Source organism: Anaerosporobacter faecicola, from assembly GCF_012070565.1.
GTDB lineage: Bacteria > Bacillota > Clostridia > Lachnospirales > Lachnospiraceae > Anaerosporobacter > Anaerosporobacter faecicola.
In genome coordinates this window covers 23,965-45,790 of sequence record NZ_JAAQRO010000011.1, presented here as the reverse complement: position 1 = coordinate 45,790, position 21,826 = coordinate 23,965, and the positions used below count along the sequence as shown (strand labels likewise).

Here is a 21,826-nt window from a genome sequence, read left to right as displayed (position 1 = left end):
CTCTGTGCAAGCATGGGAAGAGAGGTACAACAAAATGCCTCCTAAGTTGCACGGAGCTGTTTTATATGGGAAAATGACAAGTACAAACTTGTCAATAAAAACAGGTATATCAGAAAAACCAAAACAAAAATAAAAAAAGCTTGTCATATGAACAATCATATGATATAATTGCTACGTTAAAATACACGTATATTGATTATTAACAGGGTGCCTAAGTGGTCTGTTATTAAGATGAAATATACGGAAGAATACAACCAAATGGAGGTAAATTATGAGCGTTATTTCAATGAAACAATTACTTGAAGCTGGTGTACATTTTGGTCACCAAACTAGAAGATGGAACCCTAAGATGGCTGAGTACATCTACACAGAAAGAAATGGTATCTACATCATCGACTTACAAAAATCTGTAGGTAAAGTAGATGAAGCTTACAATGCAATCAAAGATATCGTTGCTGACGGTGGTACAGTTCTTTTCGTTGGTACTAAGAAACAAGCACAAGATTCTGTTAAATCTGAAGCAGAACGTTGTGGAATGTTCTATGTAAACGAAAGATGGTTAGGTGGTATGCTTACTAACTTCAAGACAATCCAAGGTAGAATTGCTAGATTAAAAGAAATCGAAACAATGTCTCAAGATGGAACTTTCGAAGTTCTTCCTAAGAAAGAAGTTATCAATCTTAAGAAAGAACAAGAAAAACTTGAAAAGAATCTTGGCGGTATCAAAGATATGAAGAACATCCCAGATGCAATCTTTGTTGTTGATCCTAAGAAAGAAAGAATCTGTATTCAAGAAGCTCATACATTAGGAATTCCACTAATCGGTATCGCAGATACTAACTGTGATCCAGAAGAATTAGATTACGTAATTCCTGGTAACGATGATGCAATCAGAGCGGTTAAATTAATCGTTGCTAAAATGGCAGATGCAGTTATCGAAGCTAACCAAGGTGCTCAATTAAACGACGAAGCTCCTGTTGAAGTAGAAGAAACAGTAGAAGCTTAATCTGATTAATCATACCCTTTATGGGCTTGCACAATGCTTCAGCCAGGGGTTTCCCGGTTGAGGCATTATTTATGAACAGAGCAAGTTGGTCCATTCCGATTGATCGTTTAAAGCGAGTCGAGGAGTGAATGAATAAATGAAGCGGGTGCGAAAGCTACTCATATATAAGAATAAAATACAGAAACGTAAAATGAATAACGGAGGTATTTGAACATGGCTATTACAGCTTCTATGGTAAAAGAACTTAGAGAAATGACTGGTGCAGGAATGATGGATTGTAAAAAAGCCCTTGCTGCAACTGAAGGAGATATGGACAAAGCAGTAGAATTCTTAAGAGAAAAAGGTCTTGCTGCAGCAGAAAAGAAAGCTGGAAGAATTGCAGCAGAAGGTATCGTTGCTACGAATATCTCAGCTGATAGCAAAGTGGCTTCTATTGTTGAAGTTAACAGTGAAACAGACTTCGTTGCTAAGAACGAAAAATTCCAAGCTTATGTTGCTGAAGTAGCAGCTCAAGCAGCTTCAACAAATGCTACAACTATCGAAGCATTCTTAGATGAAGCATGGGCTGGTGACACAACGAAAACTGTTAAAGAAGCATTAGCTGCACAAATCGCTGTAATTGGTGAAAACATGAACATCAGAAGATTTGATAAAATCGTTGCTGAAAATGGTTTCGTTGAATCTTATATCCATGCAGGCGGAAGAGTTGGTGTATTAGTTGAGTTAGAAACTCCAGTTGTAAATGATCAAACAAAGGCTGTTGCTAAAGATGTTGCTATGCAAATCGCTGCAATTTCTCCAAAATACATCTCATCTGCAGATGTTCCAGAAGATTACAAAGAACATGAAAAAGAAATCTTAAAAGCACAAGCGATAAATGAAAATCCAGACAAGCCAGAAAATATCATTGAAAAGATGATCATTGGTCGTTTAAACAAAGAATTAAAAGAAGTTTGTTTATTAGAACAAGCATTCGTTAAAGATGAAGACTTAACAGTTAAGAAATACGTTGAAAATGCAGCAAAAGAAATCGGTACTACAATTGTAGTTAAGAAATTCGTTCGTTTCGAAACTGGTGAAGGTCTTGAAAAGAAAAACGAAGATTTCGCTGCTGAAGTTGCCGCTCAAATGGGTAAATAGGCAAAGTTTTCAATCAAAATAAATAAGAACTTACAAAGGCTCCAAATGCCTTATTCTATCACATTTTATGCGATAAATAAGGTGTTTGGGGTCTTTTTTGTTGGCTCTTTGACAAGTGTTGGGGTGCGAGGTAAAAGAAAATGCAGTTTTCCAGAATATGGCTTACAATAAATATGCTGAACTGGAAGTTAACTTTGCAAACTGGAACCTCGGATTTCAATTCAGCCAATTCACCTTCGCCCTTTCAATTCAGCAAAGCTGATAAATAAGTACTAAAAAAGCAAAAATAAGCAATAATAGGAATGAATCACCATTGAAAAATAGCGATAAATGAATTAATATGCTATATTAATAATAAGTAGGGATTATTATACTAGTAAACCTAGTTGGGATTTTGATAAGCTAAAAGAAGTAAAAATTGATGGTATAAAAAGTAATGAGTTTAGATTCTATAAGTATAAATAAAATATGATACTTTAGCCTACATAATTTTGAGAGGATTAATAACTATGAAAAAAATATTAATTGTAGGACTATTATTATTTACTATGTTTATTGTTGGATGTAAAAATAATAATAATAGTAGTGATACTAAATTTTCTGATATAATTTTGCAAAATGGAATTAGATGCTTAGAAAAGGAGATAGAAGATAATGGAGATTTATTTAATACTGATCATGACGAAATAATCAATGATGATATAGAAACTATTCCTGTAGCAGTGAGCAGTGATAATTCGCCTGGTGTAGTTGCTAACCCTCTTTTATCAAAAAATGAAATATCTGTGTTAGGAAAATATTATAATCTTTCATATGATAAAAAAACAAATGAATATATTTTATATTTAATGGATGATAATGGAGCTACTGTGAAAAAAATTTCACATCCTAAAATACCTTGCGTTTATTTAAGAAATAGAAGTTTGTTACAAATTATATATTATTATGGTGGATGGTATTACACAACATATTTTTATGATATTGATAAAAATATAGTTTCACAAGAATACAATCTACTTGTTTTAGTAACGGAAGATAAAGTAATTTATATTGAAAATCGTAAAATGATTATACGAGATATTTTCGATAAAGCAAAATATTACAAAGAGATTAAAAGAAACTTTACGCGTACTGCAGAGCCAACTGAAGCTATTTATAAAATTGAATTTATATCTGATCATGAACTTGAATTACACTATTTTAGTGGTGATAATTATCACAGAATAAAAGAGATTATAGACTTAGATAATGTAAATTAAGTATTGACTTGGAATAAGTTCAAACTATTGTATTGGTTGATCGTTATTTATCAAAGCAAAATTTAGTACTATAAACCTTTATTTAGAGAACTAAGTACTTTGATAACTTAATATTGATAGTTGGTAAAATATAGAGTATCATTGGTGGGAAGGCTATTATTTAATAGGAGGAGACTAGAATGAAGAAATTTATTTATGGTGTTATGATAACTTTTATTGGATTATTGTTTTTTGCATTTAGTTTCTTCTATGCAGTTATGAATCCAGGTACATACAATAACATTAGTGGCTTATACGGCTCTTTACTTTATTCAGGTTTGACCGTGCCATTTATTATTTCATTTATTGTTTTAATTATTGGAATTATAATCTGTGGAGTTGAAGCTTATCGCAAAAAATAAGCATAATCTAAAGGAAACAAATTAATACAAGTCTCGTAACTACCAACTATCAACATGGAGTTGGTAGTTTTTTATTGTGCGAAACTATAATTACTCACGGTGAGGAATGATAGAGTGATAGAGTAGTAGATAGAGTAGGAAAGTAAGGTTCAGTAAGGTACATTGAATTAAATGTTGATATATGGTAATATATGGAGTATTATATATATAAAATACGTTTAATAAACAGAAAAATGGATTTATATAGGAAATTTTATAGATGAAATTAAAATTGTAATAAGAGATAGCTTAAATGTATTAATAGATAAGCATCAAAATTGGTAACACGAATTCCTCAATAGAGATTATTGGAAAAATAAAAAATCCAGTGTAAACATAACCAACGATTATTGAACATAGCTAGCAGAACCAACAGTTAAAGATGGAATACGATAGTTAAAACAAGCGATGCTGATCTTAGGACGAAAGTAAATATGTTGAAGGCTAATACTACAAATACTCTGTATCAGCAATATGTAAGTCCTAAAAAATCTAACAGATTATAGGAGAAAATTATGATTAAGAAGTTTAAAGTTATTTTATTAGTATCTATATTCGTTTTAACAGCGTGTACAAATAGCAAGGGTAAAAAAACGACTGATAAAAGTATAACTAATAATAAACAAGAAAATGAAATTCAAAGTACAGAAGTTGAAAAAGCAACGAAAGCTTATAATGAATTTCTAGAAAATAAAATAAGTGTAGATGGAATCGATATGAATTTTATAACAATACCGACAAAGGAACCCGATAGACACTATGCTACAGATTACGCTTTATTTGATTCAAACGGAGATAAGATACCGGAACTGCATATATGTTCAGCACGTTACTATTATGTTTTAACCTATAGAAATGATAAATTAAGTATTTTTTTGAATTTATCACCTTATCCTCAATACTATGCATTAAAGAATGGGGCGTTTATTAGCCGATTATTTGGGGCTGGTCCTCAATATGATTCATATTGTTATCATATTTTTGATTATATGGGAAATGAGGTATGGACAGTTACCTTTTCAAAATTTGATAAAAATGAAAATGGTGTATATGACAAAAATGATGAATATATGTTTGGTGGAGTAAAAGTTTCTAAAAAAATATGGGAGGCTTTAACAGAACAGTATATCTATGTGGATGAAGATGGAATTGAAAAGATTCGTAATGAAATTGAATGGACTGTTTTTTATGAAGAGACAACTTAATAAGATGCTACAGATATTTCACGAATATATAATAAAAAGATTTTTAAAAAACAGATTATTATAAGATGCATATTTCATATATTTTTAATCTTATTTTTCCCACTAATGGATTATTTAAGCGTGAATTATTTATTAAGTAGAATGTTTTTTTCATTAATTATTATAATAGGCTTTGGAGTATTAGGAGCATTAGAAAAAAAAGACTTGTTTATTCCTAGGGAATATTTTCATAAGTATAAATATAGGGGAATTTACGTAATAATTTTTATACTATTATGGATTTTCGTTAGTAATATGAGGATAAGTTTATATCGAATAAGTTTTTATTCAATCTTTATCACACCGATAGAAATATATGCTTGTTATAAAGAATATGTGCTTTTTAATGATAAAATGAACGAAATAAATAAAGGAGCACTCACATTTTGAGTTGTTCCTTTTATTTTAATAATTAGTTGTATAGATTATAACAATATAAATTTAGAAAAAATATTAGCTGCATTTATCAAACGAGTGTACCATTTGATCCAGTAAAGAGAGTGTAATAGGAGACCGTAGTACTGTTGAATTTATTAATCAAAAATAACAGATTGCAGGAGGTAATTATGATTAAGAAGTATAAAGTTATTTTATTAGTATCTATATTAGCTTTAACAGCGTGTACAAATAGCAAGGGTAAAAAAGCGGCTGATAATAGTATAACGAATAATACACAAGAAAAGGAAATTCAAAGTACGGAAGTTGAAAAAGCAATTAAAGTTTATAATGAATTTCTAGATAATAAAATAAGTGTAGGAGAGATCGATATGAACTTTATAACCATACCGACAGGGGAACCCAATAGTCACTATGGAACAAAATATGCTTTATTTGATTCAAATGGAGATGAAATACCGGAACTTCATATTTGTTCCGCACGATACTATTATGTTTTGACCTATATTAATGAGAAACTAACTATATTTAAGAATTTATCACCTTATCCTCAATACTATGCATTAACAAATGGTGCATTTATTTGCCACCATTTTGGATCTGATTCTGATGTATATAATTATTACATTTTTGATTATTTAGGAAATGAAGTATGGTCACTTACCTTTTCTAAATACGATAAAAATGAAAATAATGTCTATGATAAAAATGACGAATATATATTTGATGAAGTGAAAGTTTCTAAAAAAATATGGGTGGCTTTAACTGAGAAATATATTTATGTTAATAAAAAGGGAGTAGAAAAGATTCGTAATGAAATTGAATGGACCGTTATTTATGAAGAAACAACTTAAATAATTTTCAATTATTATTCTTGTTCCACATGGAATAAATCTGGGAAATATACGTTTTGATAAGATATAGAATATTTAGACATTGTGTCTAAAGATAAATTGGATTTATATAGGAGATTTTATGAATGAAATAGAAATTGTAATAGGAGATAGCTTAAATATGGATGATATTGCAGGAGGAAATTATGATTAAAAAGTGTAAAATTATGTTATTAGTATCTATATTCGTTCTAACAGCGTGTACAAATAGCGAGGGTAAAAAAACGTCTGATAATAGTGTAACTAGTAATCAACAAGAAAATGAAATTCTAAGTACGGAAGTTGAAAAAGCAACGAAAGCTTATAATGAATTTCTAGATAATAAAATAAGTGTAGGGAAGATTGATATGAATTTTATAACCATACCGACAGGGGAACCCAACAGTCACTATGGAACAAAATATGCTCTATTTGATTCAAATGGAGATGAGATACCGGAACTTCATATTTGTTCAGCACGATATTATTATGTTTTGACCTATATTAATGAGAAACTAACTATATTTAAGAATTTATCACCTAATCCTCAATACTATGCATTAAAGAATGGAGCGTTTATTAGCCATTTATTTGGGGGTGGTCCTCTATCTGATTCATACTGTTATTATATTTTTGATTATATGGGAAATATAGTATGGACAGTTAACTTTTCAAAATATGATAAAAATCAAAATGGTGTATATGACAAAAATGATGAATACATGTTTGATGGAGTGAAAGTTTCTAAAAAAATATGGGGTGCATTAACAGAACAGTATATTTATGTGGATGAAGATGGAATTGAACAGATTCGTAATGAAATTGAATGGACTGTTATTTATGAAAAAACAACTTAAATAATTTCTAGTTATTATTCTTGTTCAACATTTTCTTTGGGAGGAGACGGAACGTATAGAATGACAACGACATCTTTTTTATGACTTAGTTAACCGAAAGGATAGAGCAAGAACGTACATGGTTAACTTAATATTGATAGTTCGATAATTAATTGGTATTATTTTTATATGATATATGAAACAAAAATAAGGGGACATAGAAAATGAAAATAGAACCGATTGAAACTTCAAGACTTACTTTGAGAGGGTTTACAAAAGATGATGCATTATGGGCATATAGTATATGGAATGACCCTGAAATGGGTAAGTATTTACCTGATGAAGCAAAAGAACAGATTGATTATGAATATATTAAAAAGCTGGAAGTGTTGGGCGAAGATGAGGAGTGTTGTTATTTGATTCCCGTGTTGAAAGACTCACAGGAACGAGTAGGAACTTGCAGTTTTATGATTAGCGAAGATAAAAAAACGTATGACATAGCTTACTGTATTCATAAGGATTTGTGGAATAATGGATATGCTACTGAAACCGCGCAAGGTTTGATTAATTATGCTCGTCGACAAGGTGCTGAGAAAGTAACTATATTTGTAAGTCAAGGAAATATCGCATCTAATCGAGTTGCTGTTAAATGTGGTGGAATAATAGTTGGTGAAAACAGCTACAAAAAAAGAGGAACAGATCTTACTATGAAGGATTATAAGTATGAAGTAATACTCTAAAAATTGTAGTTTTTTTGTATCGAAGTTCTTTCTTGTATATGGATTACTGAATTACACATACTAAAAGAAAAGTGTAAGAGGTGAAGTTATGGCAGTAGCGCATAAGTCAGCCATATCAGTGGGATTGTTATACATCCCTGTTGGACTATACAAAACGTCCCGTGATATCGGTATTTCTTTTAATCAATTGTGTAAAGATACGCATGAACGTATCAAATATCAAAAAATATGCCCTTCTTGTAACAAGGAAGTAAAAGCGAATGAGATAATAAAAGGATATGAATACGAGAAAGGACGATATGTTGTTTTTACCGAAGATGAACTAGATAAAATTAAATCGCACAAGGATAAAACAATTCATATTGAACATTTTGCAAAGATGGAGGACATAGATACCATTTATTTTGAAAAGAATTATTATGTTGTGCCAGAGCCTGGAGCAGAGCATGCATACGAATTATTAAGACAAGCTTTATTAAGTGAAAAAGAAGTTGCTGTAGCACAAACCGTATTTACAACAAAAGAAGAGTTAATGGTATTATATCCTGAGGAAGACTGTATTATGGCAAAGATGCTATTTTACCAAGAAGAGATTCAAGAAATGCCAAAGTCGCTGACTAAGGTAGCAATATCAACTGCTGAAATGGATATGGCGAAGACAATGATCGAAACAATGACAAAGAAATTCGATATTTCTGCATATCATGATGAATATCAGGAAAAATTGAGAAATGCAATTACGACGAAAATACAAGGACAGGATATTGTATCTGCAGATACGGGCAAACCAGATAATGTGATTGATCTGATGGAAGCTCTGAAAAAGACGGTAGAAATGTCGAAACGAGGAACGGCATAATGGATATATTTGATAACAAAGGTTTGAAACCGATGTTGATTGCAGAGCAGGAAGAACCCTTTGACTCGGAGGATTTTATATATGAAATCAAACTGGACGGTATTCGATGTATTGCCTATCTAGATGAAACGGGAACGGATTTAAGAAATAAACGTGATAAAAAATTATTACCACATGTACCCGAATTGTCCAATATTCATAAACAAGTAAAGGGGAAATGTATTCTGGATGGAGAGCTGTTCATTTTGAAAAATGGGGTTACCGATTTTTATGAAATTCAAAAAAGAGTGATGATGAGTGATCCATTCCGGATACAGTTAGCAGCGCAAAAATATCCAGCCAGCTTTGTTGCTTATGATATTGTATATCTTAATGATAAGCAAATCGATATGTTGCCTCTTATGGAGCGTAAAATGATTTTAAATGATACAGTAGTTGAGACAGAACGAATCAGTATCTCCCGTTACATTGAACAAAAGGGGATACAGTTATTTGAATTAGCGAAACAAAACGGACTAGAGGGAATCGTAGCGAAACGGAAAGATAGTCTGTATACATTTGATAAACGGAGTAAAAATTGGATCAAATGTAAGGTAATGTCCACAGATGATTGCGTCATCTGCGGTTACATTCCGAAAGAGCATAACATGATCAGTTTCGTATTGGGGCAGTATGATGGAGACATCTTGGTATATAAAGGACATGTGACACTAGGTGCCAGTTTACGTATTCTAAATCAATACGAATATAAAAGGATAGAGTATTCTCCTTTTGGGGAGGTACCCAAAGGAAATGAAAATGCAACATGGCTGGAACCTTCTTTGGTATGTATTGTAGAATCTATGCCAACAGAGAAGGAATCATTTCGGCAACCAGTATTCAAGGGAATTCGGAATGACAAAATACCAACAGAGTGTAAGATTCGAGAGTAGCGAACATTTGCGAATGATACAATATTTCATGTCCCGAAGAAGTAGAATGAAAGTTGGAATGTGATTAGATTACACATTCCTTTTTCTATCCATAAAATTAAGATATGCCATGAATAAAAAGAATAAATTCGTACAGAAATAGACAGACAGAAATAGGAAGTTATGCTATTGCCAGTTGATGAGAATGGAATTAATATACTATATTAGGTATAATTGCTATATTAAAAATATTAGTTATTCTTCTATTGATTTTCCAGTTTGATTACATTGATAATATAATTTTTCTTTTTAAGAAGAACACCACATTTATAAAGGAGAACTGATATGAATCTACGGTGTCGTCAAATTCAAAATTATACAATTGATGAGAGTTACGAAGTAGAAAGTATTGCTGAAGACTTACGATTACTAGGAGGAAGAATCATATGAAATTCCTAACAGCCCAGTTTTATGAATCAGAGTTATTTTATCAGAATTATTATTTACCGAATATAACATTTGAAGAGTACATGAAACAAGAAATGGCTGAGAACGACAGTGTGCATTGTTTTGATGAAGCACGAGCAGTTTTGGAAAAAACGTATGAATCAAATATTAAGCGTTATTTTCAACCTAGCATCTTTTATTATAATGAATTAAAGAAGTATTTATATGATGAAAAGAGTAAAATTATTCCCTTAAATGAATACATATTTTTTAAGATTCGAATGTACGCAATTAAATTCTTGGCCAAATCGGATGAGGCTGATGAAGCATATGAAGAAGAAAAGAACAAGAGTATCAAGGAAAAGTATCCAGTTGCCGTAGTGGAATTAGCTCGTTGTGCATTTCATGATTATAGAGTAGTGTTTGAAGAAAAAGAGAATACGATCTTAGCAAACTATTATTTGGGTGATGAAAATCCGTGTTATGTATTTTCCTTTCAAGATGCTATCAATACGAATAATGTTCTGTTTCAGAAGGAGTATAGGATTATTTATGAAGAAGTATTCTTGGAGCATGAAAAGATCAGCTATAATATATTGGCAAGAACAAATGAAGAAGATGCAGAGTATGTGGAAATGGCACTCATATCTAGGAATGTGAGCATATTTTATAGTTGTAATGATATTGAATAAATTAATTGATGACATCAAATTATCAATAAATGCTTATCAATAAAGGAAGTGTAAAATTGAATTATTATACCCAGGAATTCTTTCAATCCGAAAAGTTCTATTCCTATTTCTTTATAGAGGATCGCTCATTTGATCTGTTCTTAGTTAAGAAATTTTATAGAATGGATGAACCTTTTTTATATGAGAAAGTAAAACAAAGAATGGAAATAGAATATGAGGATCTAATAAGAACGTACTTTAATGAGAACCTATTTTATTACAAAGAACTAAAAGATACAATATTCGAAGACAACTATTCTATTATTCCATTGAATCCATCAATTTTTTTGAAAATAAGATCATATGCAATCAGATGTTTGAATCGGATCAATGAAGTAGAGAATGTAGTTTGGGAAGAACGTGCAAAAATCTTTACAGGAAAGCACGCAGATAAGGTAAAGCTTTTTGCACAACGTTCCTTTCGAAATAATAGGTTATTCATAAAACAAGTTGATTCAAACATAGACCTGTATTTTGAACAAAGGGAAAATCTGAAATATGAAGTTACACTTGTGGAGGCAAAATATGGTTCAAATACGAATGTGGTTAATGTGGTTCGTAAATTGCTTGGCTGCATTATTTACGATGAATTACTTTTTTGTAATGGGAAGTACGAATACAACGCCTTGTTATCTACACAAGAGGATTCCACGCAAGAGGGTTTTACACAAGTTGAATACAGATCCGATGAATTCCCTAATGATAATGAAGTGATCTATACAGAATTTTCGATTCAATTTACCACAATACAGAAGTTCCATGAATTATCATGAACTATATTTTATTTTGATTTTGTATCTTTGTATCAAAAAATATAGTATAGATAAGAAAAACATAAAATCTTTAAAGAATCTTCAAATTTACGAAGTATCCTATTCCTGTAAGTAAGATAGTAGTAAGGAATTATAGGAAAGGAAGAAAGTAAGATGAAGAAGAATAGTAGAAGAAATCAAGTATGGAAGGTATTGGTAGTGATCTGTATATGCTCCTTACTTAGTGGTTGTTCGGCTTATGAATATATGGTTGACAAATACGCAAAGAATAAGGAACATTGTGCGCTTAATGAGGAGGATATTACACGGTTTACATTCAAGGATACGGAATATACCATTCTGAACGATGTCCTTACAGAGGAAGATATAACAGAATGGGTTGGTTATATCAGAAAATATGTTACAATAGATGAAGAAGGTTCTATATTACAGCTGATAGAAATTAATAATTCTTTATTGGATTCTCTTTCAGAATTAGCTGATGATGAGTCAGATGCTGCTTATATCATTCCATATTTGAATGTGTATCGATCATCAGATGAGGGAACCTATTTGGTGGTTGATGTAAATGGTTCTTATCATAAAGCGATACCAAGTGAGGCGGTAACAGAGCAGGATACTGTATATGATTTTATGGCGGAGGCAAAGAATACCTGTGAGGATTTTAAAGTGAATCCACAGAATGCAACACAGTTACTAAGTGGCGATCTTGTTTATCAGATTACATCTGAAGTGGTAGAGGAAGAACAGCTTGGAAATTATTTGGATATCCTTGCAAAGAGTGTAGTATTTGATGCAGATACGAAAGTACCTTTAACAAAGAAGGAACTGAATCATATTGATGTGTATGGAACAGAATCTGAGCAGAAGAGAGAACTGTGGAACTATATGGATATCTATGAAATAAAAGGAGTAGAACCCACAGAAGCAGTGGCGGTACAGATTAATCAGTTGTATTATCGAGCAGAATGTAAATAGATGTGTTGAATGCATAAGAAGAAACAGAGGTGGTCATATGGCAAGAATTCTTGCAATTGATGATGAACAACCAATCGTGGAGTTAATTAAGAATGGATTAGAAAAGGATGGACACATGGTTACCGTCTATACTTCTCCAGATCAAATAGCAATGGACCAATTGCATCAATATGAATTAATACTATTAGATGTTATGATGCCTACGATGGATGGGTTCGAATATTGTAAAACCATTCGTTCTTATGTGGACTGTCCAATCATTTTTTTGACAGCGAAAACGATGGAGAATGATATCACATATGGACTGGGGATCGGTGGGGATGATTATTTAACAAAACCATTTCGCCTTGCAGAGTTAAGAGCACGAGTGAATGCTCATCTTAGAAGAGAACATCGGGAGCGGCATGCTTCTTTGAACTTTGAACGAATCCAGTTTGATCTTGCAGCAAAATTGCTGAAAGTAGATGAAACCGTCGTAACCTTAACGAAAAGTGAGTATCAGATCTGTGAGTATCTTGCTAGACATAAAGGGCAGGTATTTACAAAAGAGCAGATCTATGAAGCAGTGTTTAGTCTGGAGGGGGAGAGTGATAATTCCACCATCTCAACCCACATAAAGAATATTCGGATAAAACTAAATGTGTTGGACATTCAACCAATTGCAACAGTTTGGGGGATAGGATACAAATGGGAATAAGGAAGAAGGCTACGTTACGAACTGCTTTTTGGAGGTTCTTAATCTTGTTACTTCTCGGTTTGTGCAGTGCAGTGATTTTACCATTTTGCATAATTATACTAAGTACCAATATGGGAATTACCACCAATGCCAATGAGATAGAGAAGAATATTCAATATATCGCTCGTACGATTGCAACTAGATCGGAACTGACAGAGATGGAATTACCAGTTGGCTGTGAATATGTTAGATTGAATAAAAACTATCAGGTTCTAGATACGACTTTAAAGGGAAAAGATTTGAAGAGAGCTTTGGAATATGCAAGTACGGGGAAAAAGGATAGTAGTTATCAAAAACAATATATACTTATTACAAAAGATAAGGAGTATGTAATCCTTCAATATATGATCCGCTCTCAGTTTACGAATGCGTGGTTATATGAACATTTCCCTTCTCCAGAAATTTTGTTATATGTGTTAATGGGAAGCAATTGTATCGCTGTTTGCGTATTACTTACTACAATATTTGCAAGAAAATTGAGAAGACAATTGGAACCAATCTTGCATGCTACAGAGGAAGTGGGGAAACAGAATCTTGACTTTCAAGTTGGTCATTCAAAGATTCGCGAATTTGAAGAAGTGTTACTATCATTTTCTGATATGAAAGATAGTTTAAGAGAGTCTTTGGAAGCACAGTGGAGAGCAGAACAGTTACAGAAAGAACAGATTGCAGCACTTGCCCATGATTTGAAAACACCGCTCACTGTTATAACAGGAAATGCAGATTTGCTTGGTGAGACGGAATTGAATGAGGAGCAACGTCAGTATACGGAATATATTACAAACAGTTCAGAACAGATGCAACAATATATTAAGACATTAATCGATATTGCACGAGCGGCTACGGGATATACTATGCAGTCTAAAACAATAGATCTTGTTAGTCTATTTACACAGATGAAAACCAATATGGAAGCCTTATGCAGGGCAAAGGAAGTACATTTGCATATGGAGATAGGAGAGGAGCCCTTGGCGGTTTTTGCAGATCAGAACCTAATGGAGCGAGCCATTTTGAATGTGATCAATAATGGGCTAGATTACTCTCCTAAGGGGGGGACGATACATGTTCGTCTTGATAAATTAGAAGAACAAGCATGTGTGAGCATAACCGATGAAGGAAAGGGATTTTCAAAAGAATCGTTACTACACGGTACAGAGCAGTTTTATATGGAAGATCAAGGCCGTGGAGAGCAGTACCATTATGGTATGGGATTGTATATCACAAGTGCAATCGTAAAACAACATAACGGGAAACTGGTATTAGCAAATGCTTCTGATCCAGTCGGTGCTAAGGTGGCCATGTATTTGCCGTTAATAAAGTAGAGCAAGTTCTTCTAGGGGTACACTTTTGTTTCCTAACGATAAATGAATATGTTAATTTTTTTGAAGGCAAAAAAGATTACTCGTAATCCTTAAAGAGTAACCTTTCTTGCTTTCTCTTTTTATTCAAGTGAGATTCAAAGGATCCTATAACTTATCAACCCTAAATCCTCGTATATTATCGGCGTATTGAGGTGTGCCTATTCCATAGCCACCTGCTACATCAAGAAGGTGACCTGTAATATAAGAAGAATCGTCAGAGGCAAAAAACATCACGGCATTAGCGATATCATCGGGGGTTCCCATTCGATTAAGGGGTACATGGGAAAGGAAGGAATCGATAAATGTTTGTGGCATGTTCTTTATAGCTGCATCTGTAGCTGTAAGACCGGGAAGCACAGCGTTACAGCGAATATTGTCTCTTGCATACTGCATGGCAATCTGTAAGGTGATGTTGTTAATTGCCGCTTTTGATACACCATATCCAATTCTATGGATATCTGGGATGATACCACCAATGGAGGAAATGTTAACAATACTTCCTCCATTTTTTTTCATGTGTGGTACTACAAGTTTGGTGATTCGGTACACAGAACCTAGGTTAAGGTCAATAATATCGAAGAAGGCATCTGTACTGCCATCTACAAGGTCTAGATCATCTTTTGGGCTGCCTATACCAAAATTATTAACAAGAATATCGATATGGTCTTCACTTTTAACAACCTCCTCAACCATAGAGTTGTAAGTTGACTTATCTTTGGCGTCAAAATAAATAGGTATCATTTTGAGACCGTCTTTACAATACTGGGAACAGATCTCTTTCGTATCTTCTACTCGTCTCACTCCCATATACACAGTAGCACCACTTTTCGCGAGCTTAACTGCACAAGCTAGTCCAATACCTTTGGAAGCAGAAGTAATTAAAGCAATTTTGTTTCCTGATTTCATAATATTCTCCATTCTATATATTTTAGAGAACGCAGTTTCGTTGACGTATACGCATGACGTTCTCAATACCGTATAAATAGCAAAATACAATCTTATTTTGTGCGATATACAATGAACTTATTCAATTTTCAATAATTAAAAACAGTATCGGATTACCATGTATAGTTTATTGCATTGTCAGTGAATAATATTCTATAATCAAGTAACAATAGATAGAGTAAATGGTAAACGGTAAAAGAGAAAGGAGATATATCTATGTCTTTAATTAACAAAAAAATTGAAAATTTTAAGGTTCAAGCATACCAAAATGGAGAATTTAAGGAAGTAACAGACGACCATCTTAAGGGAAAATGGAGTGTTTTCGTATTCTATCCAGCGGACTTTACATTTGTATGCCCTACAGAACTAGGGGACTTAGCAGATAACTACGAGCAATTCAAGGCAATTGGCTGCGAGGTATACTCCGTTTCTACGGACACACATTTTGTGCATAAGGCATGGTCCGATGTATCAGAGACAATTGGAAAGATTACGTTCCCAATGCTTGCAGATCCAACAGGTAAGTTGTGTAGAATGTTCGAAGTTCTGATTGAGGAAGAAGGTTTGGCATTAAGAGGAACATTTATCGTTAATCCAGAAGGAATGATTAAGGCATATGAAGTTAATGATAATAGTATAGGAAGAGATGCTACGGAACTATTAAGAAAGGTTCAGGCTGCTCAGTTTGTGGCTGCTCACGGCGATCAAGTGTGCCCTGCAAAATGGAAACCAGGCGAAAAAACATTAGCGCCAAGTTTGGACTTAGTAGGAAAACTCTAAAGTCATTAAGGGAGAAAAATATATGGCAAATGGCGAAAATATGTATGACTTGATTATTCTTGGTGCTGGGAGTGCAGGACTTAGTGCCGGTATATATGCAGGTCGTGGATTGTTGAAAACGCTTATTCTTGAGAACCATCAAGTGGGAGGTCAGGCGGCAACCACGGAGGATATCGCCAATTATCCCGGATTTGAGACAATTTCTGGCCCTGATCTTATGGAGAAGATGAGGAGTCAAGCACAAGTATGTGGTGCAAAAATTACTTGTGGAGATGTTACGAAAGTAGACTTAACCGGAGAAATCAAACAAGTGGAAGCGGACGGAGTTATCTATAAATCCTATGCAGTTATTATAGCAACTGGCGCAAGTCCAAAACAATTGGGCTTTGAAGGAGAAATGGAGTTTAAAGGAAGAGGCGTAGGATATTGTGCGACCTGTGACGGATTCTTCTTTGAAGGCAAAGATATATTTGTAATCGGCGGTGGTGACAGTTCAGCAAAGGAATCTTTGTATCTTACGAAGTTTGGAAAGAAAGTTACTATGATTGTTCGTAAAGACGTCTTAAGATGCGCTCAATTGACTGCTCAAAAGGTTATGAATCACCCAAAGATTGAGGTAAAATTCAACACAGAGATTCAACGAGTGTATGGTGAACAGCTAATGGAGGGTGCGGTCTTTTATAACAATAAAACGAAGGAAACTTGGGAGTACAAGGTAAGTCCAGAGGACAAAAGTTTTGGAGTATTCGTATTCGTGGGGTATAATCCGGCTACGGAGATGTTTGCAAAAGAGATTAAGCTAGATGAGAACGGATATATACTTACGGATGAACACTTTATGACAAATATTGAGGGCGTATTCGCTGCAGGTGATGTAATACAAAAGGATTTAAGGCAGATTGTAACAGCTACTGCAGATGGAGCAAGGGCAGCCGTTAATGCAGAGGAATATATCGTTGAGTACAAGGAAAGTCATGGAATAAAAGAAAATTTGGAGCCTGATACGTTTCATGAGGAGGCTGCGCAGCAGTCTTCCAACGATAAGTCTACAACGCAGCAGTCAACCACACAAAATTCATCCAAATGGATTACAGATGATATGATTGCTCAAGTAAAGAACGTATTTGATAAACTCACCAAGAAAGCAACACTTGTTGTAATGACAGACAAAGTAGATGATAAGTATAAGGAGTTACAGGAACTTGTACAGGAGTTGGCAGCGTTAAGTGATAAACTTGATGTGATCGAAAGTGTAGGAGGAGAGGATTCTTCTCTAACAGAAAAAGTTAATGCAACAGATTTTCCATTGTTAGCTTTACTAGATGAGGCTGGAGAATATACTGGAGTAAAGTTCCTTGGAATACCAAGTGGACATGAATTCAATTCACTTGTGTTGGATCTATATAATTTAGCTGGACCAGGTCAGATGGTTGAATCTGAGACCAAAGAAAAGATACAAAGTATAAGTAAACGGACGAAAATTCAAGTTGCAGTATCTCTGTCATGTCATTTTTGTCCAGAGGTAGTTGTTGCTGCGCATAGACTGGCCATGCTTAACAAAAATATAGAGAGTGAAATGGTTGATATCGGAATGTTTCCTAAGGTTAGGGAGCAGTATCAGATTATGAGTGTTCCTGCCATTATTATTAATGATGAGCAGCCGGTATTTGGTAGTAAAAAAATAGAACAAATTGTAGCCATGATACAGAAAGGTCAGGAATGATGAAAAAGAATAAATTACATTATGCCTGGTTCGTATTAGTTGGCGCAATCTTAATCAGAGGATTTTCTGCTGGTGGAATCAATGCGTCCATAGGACAATTTCTATTGCCGGTAGCTAATGAAATTAAGGTAGGGGTTGGAACTCTATCAATATATCTAAGTATTATGTCTATTGTAACCTTTCTTTTTCTCCCTTACGGTGGAAAGATAATCAATCGCTACGATATAAGAGTGGTAGCTTCAATTGGTGCAGTCTTGCTTGGCTTAGTGTTTGCTTTATGTAGTACACTTAACAATGTTTGGATGTGGTACATCCTAGCAATACCTATGGCTGTCGGCTCAACATTATTAACAAACCTAATGGGACCAATTTTAATTAATCGATGGTTCGTAAAGAATAAAGGATTGATAATGGGGATACAGGTGGCTTTCGTGGGATTATTCGGTGTCATCATACAGCCAATAACAGCTAGTATAATTCAGAATAAGGGATGGCGACCTGGGTGTATTCTTCTTGGAGGAGCAACATTTTTAGTTACAATACTATCAAGTATTTTCTTTATAAGAAACAGCCCTAAAGATAAAGGACTTGTGCCATATGGAGCTAAGGAGGAGAACGACAATCAGACCGCATCGAATAGCAATGCAGTTCAAATTGATGAGTCGACCGCGACGAAATCCAAATCATTTATCATGTTGTTACTGTTTATGACGGCTGTTACAGGAGTTGGTGTGTTTAACCAACACATTCCCACCTATGGAACCGTGTTAGGATACAGTGTGAACCAGACAGGTCTTGCATTGTCCTTTACATCATTAGGAACGGCAATTGGATCTGTTGCAATTGGTTTTATCTGCGACAAAATAGGAAGTTTAAAGACTTGCTATGGTATAATCGGAGTGGAGCTTCTTGCTCTGTTTGGGTTCTGGATTGGTGGGACCACTGTAGCTATATTTTATATCTCTGCATTCTTTCATGGACTTGTAGCTGCTGGAACAGTAGTAATAGGGCCAATCTTGACACTAGAGTTCTACGGTGAAAAGGATTACGAAAAAATATTGTCCAAAGTATTCATGGGTGCACCGTTAGCGGCTATCGTGCTGGTGCCAGCATACGGGTATATCTATGATTTTACAAACAGTTATCGTTTAGTTCTTCTGTTTATAGCAATTCTGTTAGTTCTATCAGCAGTTTGTATATCAGCAGGTTGGAAGAATCGATGTACGATTGAAGGATGTCCTACCTGGCGGAAATGACGAGTTGCATTATCACATTGTATAATCTATATATTCGGTCAAAAGAATTTTGGAAGGATTCGTATTGACGGGATTGAAGAATAAGGACTGAAAAAACTCCTAGTATCCTACTAATAAAAGAAGGAATAGGAGTTTTTTCAGTGTTGTGAAATTGTTGAACGAGAATCACAGCAGTGACAAAGAAAAAACTCAAAAAAGCCATATTACTTGTAATAACTTACATAGAAAGATATACTTACACTATACATGATTATTAGATAAGGGGAGGTAGAACGAATGCTGCGAGTCAGCAATAATGAAATGATAGGGGGAAGCGTTTTGCGTAAAGGAAAGAAGTTTGTGAAGAAAGTAGCAAAGTGTCTAGGTATTGTACTAGCATGTGTAGTGGTACTATTTTTTATAGGAAGATATGGCTGGCGTCTGTTCGGCTATCAATTATGCAGATCTGGTGAATCGCTAGGAGTATCAGAAGTTACTGTAAATGATACCGAAGTTTATGTACATGGATTTGAACCTGGAAGTTTTCCGAATTATTTTATTGGTTATCGTTATCACTTCAAGGATGATAACCTTTATATCGGGATAAAGTATAGTAATTTAATAGGTGTATGGCTTGAAGATACAGGGGAATTTTCCATACATATCCCACGAAAAGGAAGAAAAATCAATCATGTCTACATTAAGAGTGGTACTTCAAAACGATTGGTTTGGCCAAAGGAAAATTAATTCTCATTAACATTTGTAATGTCTTTGTTAATTTCTATAAGGTTCGTTTATGTAAGTTGACATGTTATGCCTGTTATGTTAATATTTGTTGTTGTTGGGTAAAAGGTAATAATTAATACAATAATATACAGCACAGGAGCGTGATAGGTGAGGAGCAGGAGGATAAGGGAATACCTCGGGGAATAAAGTTAATAGATTAACAAAAGAGGAGCAAATTAATATGGGAATATTTCTTTTTGCAATTGTTACCTGGTTAAGTAACCAGATTGCAGAAATCAGCCAAAATAAAGTATCTAATTTTAACATATAATGCTTGCAATAATTATTAGCGGGAGAATGTTTATTTGTTAAAAGAGAGGGATACTTTTATGTGTAAGAAATCATATTTGTTTGAAAAGCAAATACAAAGGGTACTAAAACGTTCGATACGACGTTATGTCTTAATGAAAATTGAAGTTGATCAATTTGATGTATTGTTGGCTTTACATGGGTGGAAATGTGGAAATCTACTGATACAAAGCATTCATAAGACAATTAATAAAAATAAAAAAAGAGGAGAATTTCTCTATCATCAATATGGTGGTAAGTTCTATTTCCTCTGTATATATCAGGAACAAGCAATTCTATGCAAACGTTTTATGCATATTAAACATCAGATTATTCAAAACTTTTTAAGTATGATTGCTTCGTATTATTCCGTTGATCTTATTATAACAGGATATTTACTAAAAGATCCAAATGAAACGATGCTTTCCATATGTGCAAAATTAGATTATGCAAGTTTAAAAAAAGATAAAAGAAAAGAGGAAGTACTATTTTATCAAAATGTTTTATTACAGAATCTGATTGCAGATAAGATGATTGAAAATAAAATGATTTCGGCTTTAAAAAATCAACACTACCAAGTGTATCTTCAACCCAAGTATGATTTTGTGAAAGGGTCGATCATTGGAGCTGAAGCTTTGGTAAGATGGATCGAGAACACGGAGCAATGTCGCATTATATACCCAAAAGAATTTATTCATATATTTGAAGCGAATGGATTTATTATTGATTTGGATTACTATATGTTAGACTGCTGCTGTAAGTGGATTCATTCCTGGTTGGAACAAGGGTATGAACCAATTACGATTTCAGTAAATTTTTCAAGAAAGCATTTATACAAAGAAGATTTTGTGGAACAAATTCGTAAGATTGTAGAGACAAATCAAATACCTTTTCAATATATCGAAGTTGAGTTTACGGAAGATACATATTTTTCAGATGTGCACACCTTTGTTGATGTGATTAGACAACTACACCAGCTTGGTTTTATTGTAAGCCTAGATGACTTCGGAAAACGTTTTGCAACACTATCGAATCTAATGAATCTTCCATTCGATGTTGTTAAGTTAGACAAATCTTTTACTGATGGATATTTAGCGAATACAAAAACCGAATTACTCATTGCAAACATTATTCATATGATACATGATCTAGGTGTGAAAGTAATTGCAGAAGGTGTTGAGACTAGGGAGCAATGGGATATGTTAAAGAGATATCAATGTGATATGGTACAAGGTTTTTACTATGCAAAACCGATGAAAATCGAAGATTTTGAAAACTTCTTATTGCAGGAGCAATTGATAAATGGCTAGAAGAGCAGAAGTAAAGTAAGAAGTATGAAA

Annotated in this window: 21 protein-coding genes; 20 read left to right on the top strand and 1 reads right to left on the bottom strand. The window is 33.7% G+C overall.

Annotated elements, in window-relative coordinates:
- Window positions 1–271 precede the first annotated feature (271 nt).
- From rpsB to HBB17_RS07275, 15 genes are all read left to right on the top strand, one after another.
- Window positions 272–1,006 carry a 30S ribosomal protein S2 gene (gene rpsB, locus HBB17_RS07345; RefSeq protein ID WP_167956846.1) on the top strand — a complete coding sequence of 245 codons (735 nt, stop codon included), beginning with the start codon at window positions 272–274 and terminating at the stop codon, window positions 1,004–1,006.
- A 213-nt stretch (window positions 1,007–1,219) separates the two neighbouring features.
- On the top strand, window positions 1,220–2,146 hold the full coding sequence (gene tsf / locus HBB17_RS07340; RefSeq protein WP_167956845.1) for a translation elongation factor Ts: 927 nt from the start codon (window positions 1,220–1,222) through the stop codon (window positions 2,144–2,146).
- Between the two features lie 509 nt (window positions 2,147–2,655).
- On the top strand, window positions 2,656–3,405 hold the full coding sequence (locus HBB17_RS07335; protein ID WP_167956844.1) for a hypothetical protein: 750 nt from the start codon (window positions 2,656–2,658) through the stop codon (window positions 3,403–3,405).
- Window positions 3,406–3,584: 179 nt separating this feature from the next.
- Window positions 3,585–3,806 (top strand): hypothetical protein, encoded by a 222-nt coding sequence (locus tag HBB17_RS07330; protein WP_167956843.1) that lies wholly within the window; start codon window positions 3,585–3,587, stop codon window positions 3,804–3,806.
- 554 nt (window positions 3,807–4,360) lie between these two features.
- Window positions 4,361–5,050 carry a hypothetical protein gene (locus tag HBB17_RS07325; RefSeq protein WP_167956842.1) on the top strand — a complete coding sequence of 230 codons (690 nt, stop codon included), beginning with the start codon at window positions 4,361–4,363 and terminating at the stop codon, window positions 5,048–5,050.
- Window positions 5,051–5,655: 605 nt separating this feature from the next.
- A complete protein-coding gene (locus HBB17_RS07320) occupies window positions 5,656–6,339 on the top strand; it encodes a hypothetical protein (protein WP_167956841.1) in 684 nt (227 codons plus the stop codon).
- Between the two features lie 185 nt (window positions 6,340–6,524).
- Entirely contained in the window at window positions 6,525–7,214 is a 690-nt protein-coding gene (locus HBB17_RS07315; RefSeq protein ID WP_167956840.1) for a hypothetical protein, read from the top strand.
- A 203-nt stretch (window positions 7,215–7,417) separates the two neighbouring features.
- Window positions 7,418–7,933, top strand: coding sequence for a GNAT family N-acetyltransferase (locus tag HBB17_RS07310; RefSeq protein ID WP_167956839.1), 516 nt, complete (start codon window positions 7,418–7,420; stop codon window positions 7,931–7,933).
- Between the two features lie 88 nt (window positions 7,934–8,021).
- Window positions 8,022–8,792, top strand: coding sequence for a non-homologous end joining protein Ku (gene ku / locus HBB17_RS07305; protein WP_167956838.1), 771 nt, complete (start codon window positions 8,022–8,024; stop codon window positions 8,790–8,792).
- Entirely contained in the window at window positions 8,792–9,724 is a 933-nt protein-coding gene (locus HBB17_RS07300; RefSeq protein ID WP_167956837.1) for an ATP-dependent DNA ligase, read from the top strand. Before ku ends, HBB17_RS07300 begins: the two co-directional genes overlap by 1 nt.
- 425 nt (window positions 9,725–10,149) lie before the next feature.
- Window positions 10,150–10,842, top strand: a complete 693-nt coding sequence (locus HBB17_RS07295) for a hypothetical protein (protein ID WP_167956836.1) — start codon at window positions 10,150–10,152, stop codon at window positions 10,840–10,842.
- 56 nt (window positions 10,843–10,898) lie between these two features.
- Entirely contained in the window at window positions 10,899–11,654 is a 756-nt protein-coding gene (locus HBB17_RS07290) for a hypothetical protein (RefSeq protein WP_167956835.1), read from the top strand.
- Window positions 11,655–11,807: 153 nt separating this feature from the next.
- Window positions 11,808–12,632, top strand: coding sequence for a NisI/SpaI family lantibiotic immunity lipoprotein (locus tag HBB17_RS07285; RefSeq protein WP_167956834.1), 825 nt, complete (start codon window positions 11,808–11,810; stop codon window positions 12,630–12,632).
- A 37-nt stretch (window positions 12,633–12,669) separates the two neighbouring features.
- The gene (locus HBB17_RS07280; RefSeq protein ID WP_167956833.1) at window positions 12,670–13,329 is read left to right on the top strand and encodes a response regulator transcription factor; all 660 of its coding nucleotides are present in this window, start codon (window positions 12,670–12,672) and stop codon (window positions 13,327–13,329) included.
- Window positions 13,320–14,690, top strand: a complete 1,371-nt coding sequence (locus tag HBB17_RS07275; RefSeq protein WP_167956832.1) for a sensor histidine kinase — start codon at window positions 13,320–13,322, stop codon at window positions 14,688–14,690. The genes HBB17_RS07280 and HBB17_RS07275 overlap by 10 nt, the downstream gene beginning before the upstream one ends.
- A 144-nt stretch (window positions 14,691–14,834) precedes the next feature.
- On the opposite strand, the gene hdhA is transcribed toward HBB17_RS07275, so the two are convergent.
- Window positions 14,835–15,635, bottom strand: a complete 801-nt coding sequence (hdhA, locus tag HBB17_RS07270; RefSeq protein WP_167956831.1) for a 7alpha-hydroxysteroid dehydrogenase — start codon at window positions 15,633–15,635, stop codon at window positions 14,835–14,837.
- A gap of 255 nt (window positions 15,636–15,890) precedes the next feature.
- Between hdhA and ahpC the strand changes: the two genes are divergently transcribed.
- The 5 genes from ahpC (at window position 15,891) to HBB17_RS07245 (ending at window position 21,796) form a co-directional block, all read left to right on the top strand.
- Window positions 15,891–16,454 carry an alkyl hydroperoxide reductase subunit C gene (gene ahpC / locus HBB17_RS07265; RefSeq protein ID WP_167956830.1) on the top strand — a complete coding sequence of 188 codons (564 nt, stop codon included), beginning with the start codon at window positions 15,891–15,893 and terminating at the stop codon, window positions 16,452–16,454.
- Between the two features lie 22 nt (window positions 16,455–16,476).
- On the top strand, window positions 16,477–18,177 hold the full coding sequence (trxB, locus tag HBB17_RS07260) for a thioredoxin-disulfide reductase (RefSeq protein ID WP_167956829.1): 1,701 nt from the start codon (window positions 16,477–16,479) through the stop codon (window positions 18,175–18,177).
- Window positions 18,174–19,433 carry an MFS transporter gene (locus HBB17_RS07255; protein WP_238483698.1) on the top strand — a complete coding sequence of 420 codons (1,260 nt, stop codon included), beginning with the start codon at window positions 18,174–18,176 and terminating at the stop codon, window positions 19,431–19,433. The genes trxB and HBB17_RS07255 overlap by 4 nt, the downstream gene beginning before the upstream one ends.
- A gap of 318 nt (window positions 19,434–19,751) precedes the next feature.
- A complete protein-coding gene (locus HBB17_RS07250) occupies window positions 19,752–20,159 on the top strand; it encodes a hypothetical protein (RefSeq protein ID WP_167956828.1) in 408 nt (135 codons plus the stop codon).
- A gap of 368 nt (window positions 20,160–20,527) precedes the next feature.
- Complete coding sequence (locus HBB17_RS07245; RefSeq protein ID WP_167956827.1) at window positions 20,528–21,796, top strand: EAL domain-containing protein; 1,269 nt, start codon at window positions 20,528–20,530, stop codon at window positions 21,794–21,796.
- Window positions 21,797–21,826 lie beyond the last annotated feature (30 nt).

Bases quoted from the DNA above. Each gene is read 5' to 3' on its own strand.
- rpsB (WP_167956846.1), top strand. From the start codon at position 272: ATGAGCGTTATTTCAATGAAACAATTACTTGAAGCTGGTGTACATTTT.
- tsf (WP_167956845.1), top strand. From the start codon at position 1,220: ATGGCTATTACAGCTTCTATGGTAAAAGAACTTAGAGAAATGACTGGT.
- HBB17_RS07335 (WP_167956844.1), top strand. From the start codon at position 2,656: ATGAAAAAAATATTAATTGTAGGACTATTATTATTTACTATGTTTATT.
- HBB17_RS07330 (WP_167956843.1), top strand. From the start codon at position 3,585: ATGAAGAAATTTATTTATGGTGTTATGATAACTTTTATTGGATTATTG.
- HBB17_RS07325 (WP_167956842.1), top strand. From the start codon at position 4,361: ATGATTAAGAAGTTTAAAGTTATTTTATTAGTATCTATATTCGTTTTA.
- HBB17_RS07320 (WP_167956841.1), top strand. From the start codon at position 5,656: ATGATTAAGAAGTATAAAGTTATTTTATTAGTATCTATATTAGCTTTA.
- HBB17_RS07315 (WP_167956840.1), top strand. From the start codon at position 6,525: ATGATTAAAAAGTGTAAAATTATGTTATTAGTATCTATATTCGTTCTA.
- HBB17_RS07310 (WP_167956839.1), top strand. From the start codon at position 7,418: ATGAAAATAGAACCGATTGAAACTTCAAGACTTACTTTGAGAGGGTTT.
- ku (WP_167956838.1), top strand. From the start codon at position 8,022: ATGGCAGTAGCGCATAAGTCAGCCATATCAGTGGGATTGTTATACATC.
- HBB17_RS07300 (WP_167956837.1), top strand. From the start codon at position 8,792: ATGGATATATTTGATAACAAAGGTTTGAAACCGATGTTGATTGCAGAG.
- HBB17_RS07295 (WP_167956836.1), top strand. From the start codon at position 10,150: ATGAAATTCCTAACAGCCCAGTTTTATGAATCAGAGTTATTTTATCAG.
- HBB17_RS07285 (WP_167956834.1), top strand. From the start codon at position 11,808: ATGAAGAAGAATAGTAGAAGAAATCAAGTATGGAAGGTATTGGTAGTG.
- HBB17_RS07280 (WP_167956833.1), top strand. From the start codon at position 12,670: ATGGCAAGAATTCTTGCAATTGATGATGAACAACCAATCGTGGAGTTA.
- HBB17_RS07275 (WP_167956832.1), top strand. From the start codon at position 13,320: ATGGGAATAAGGAAGAAGGCTACGTTACGAACTGCTTTTTGGAGGTTC.
- hdhA (WP_167956831.1), bottom strand. From the start codon at position 15,635: ATGAAATCAGGAAACAAAATTGCTTTAATTACTTCTGCTTCCAAAGGT.
- ahpC (WP_167956830.1), top strand. From the start codon at position 15,891: ATGTCTTTAATTAACAAAAAAATTGAAAATTTTAAGGTTCAAGCATAC.
- trxB (WP_167956829.1), top strand. From the start codon at position 16,477: ATGGCAAATGGCGAAAATATGTATGACTTGATTATTCTTGGTGCTGGG.
- HBB17_RS07255 (WP_238483698.1), top strand. From the start codon at position 18,174: ATGATGAAAAAGAATAAATTACATTATGCCTGGTTCGTATTAGTTGGC.
- HBB17_RS07245 (WP_167956827.1), top strand. From the start codon at position 20,528: ATGTGTAAGAAATCATATTTGTTTGAAAAGCAAATACAAAGGGTACTA.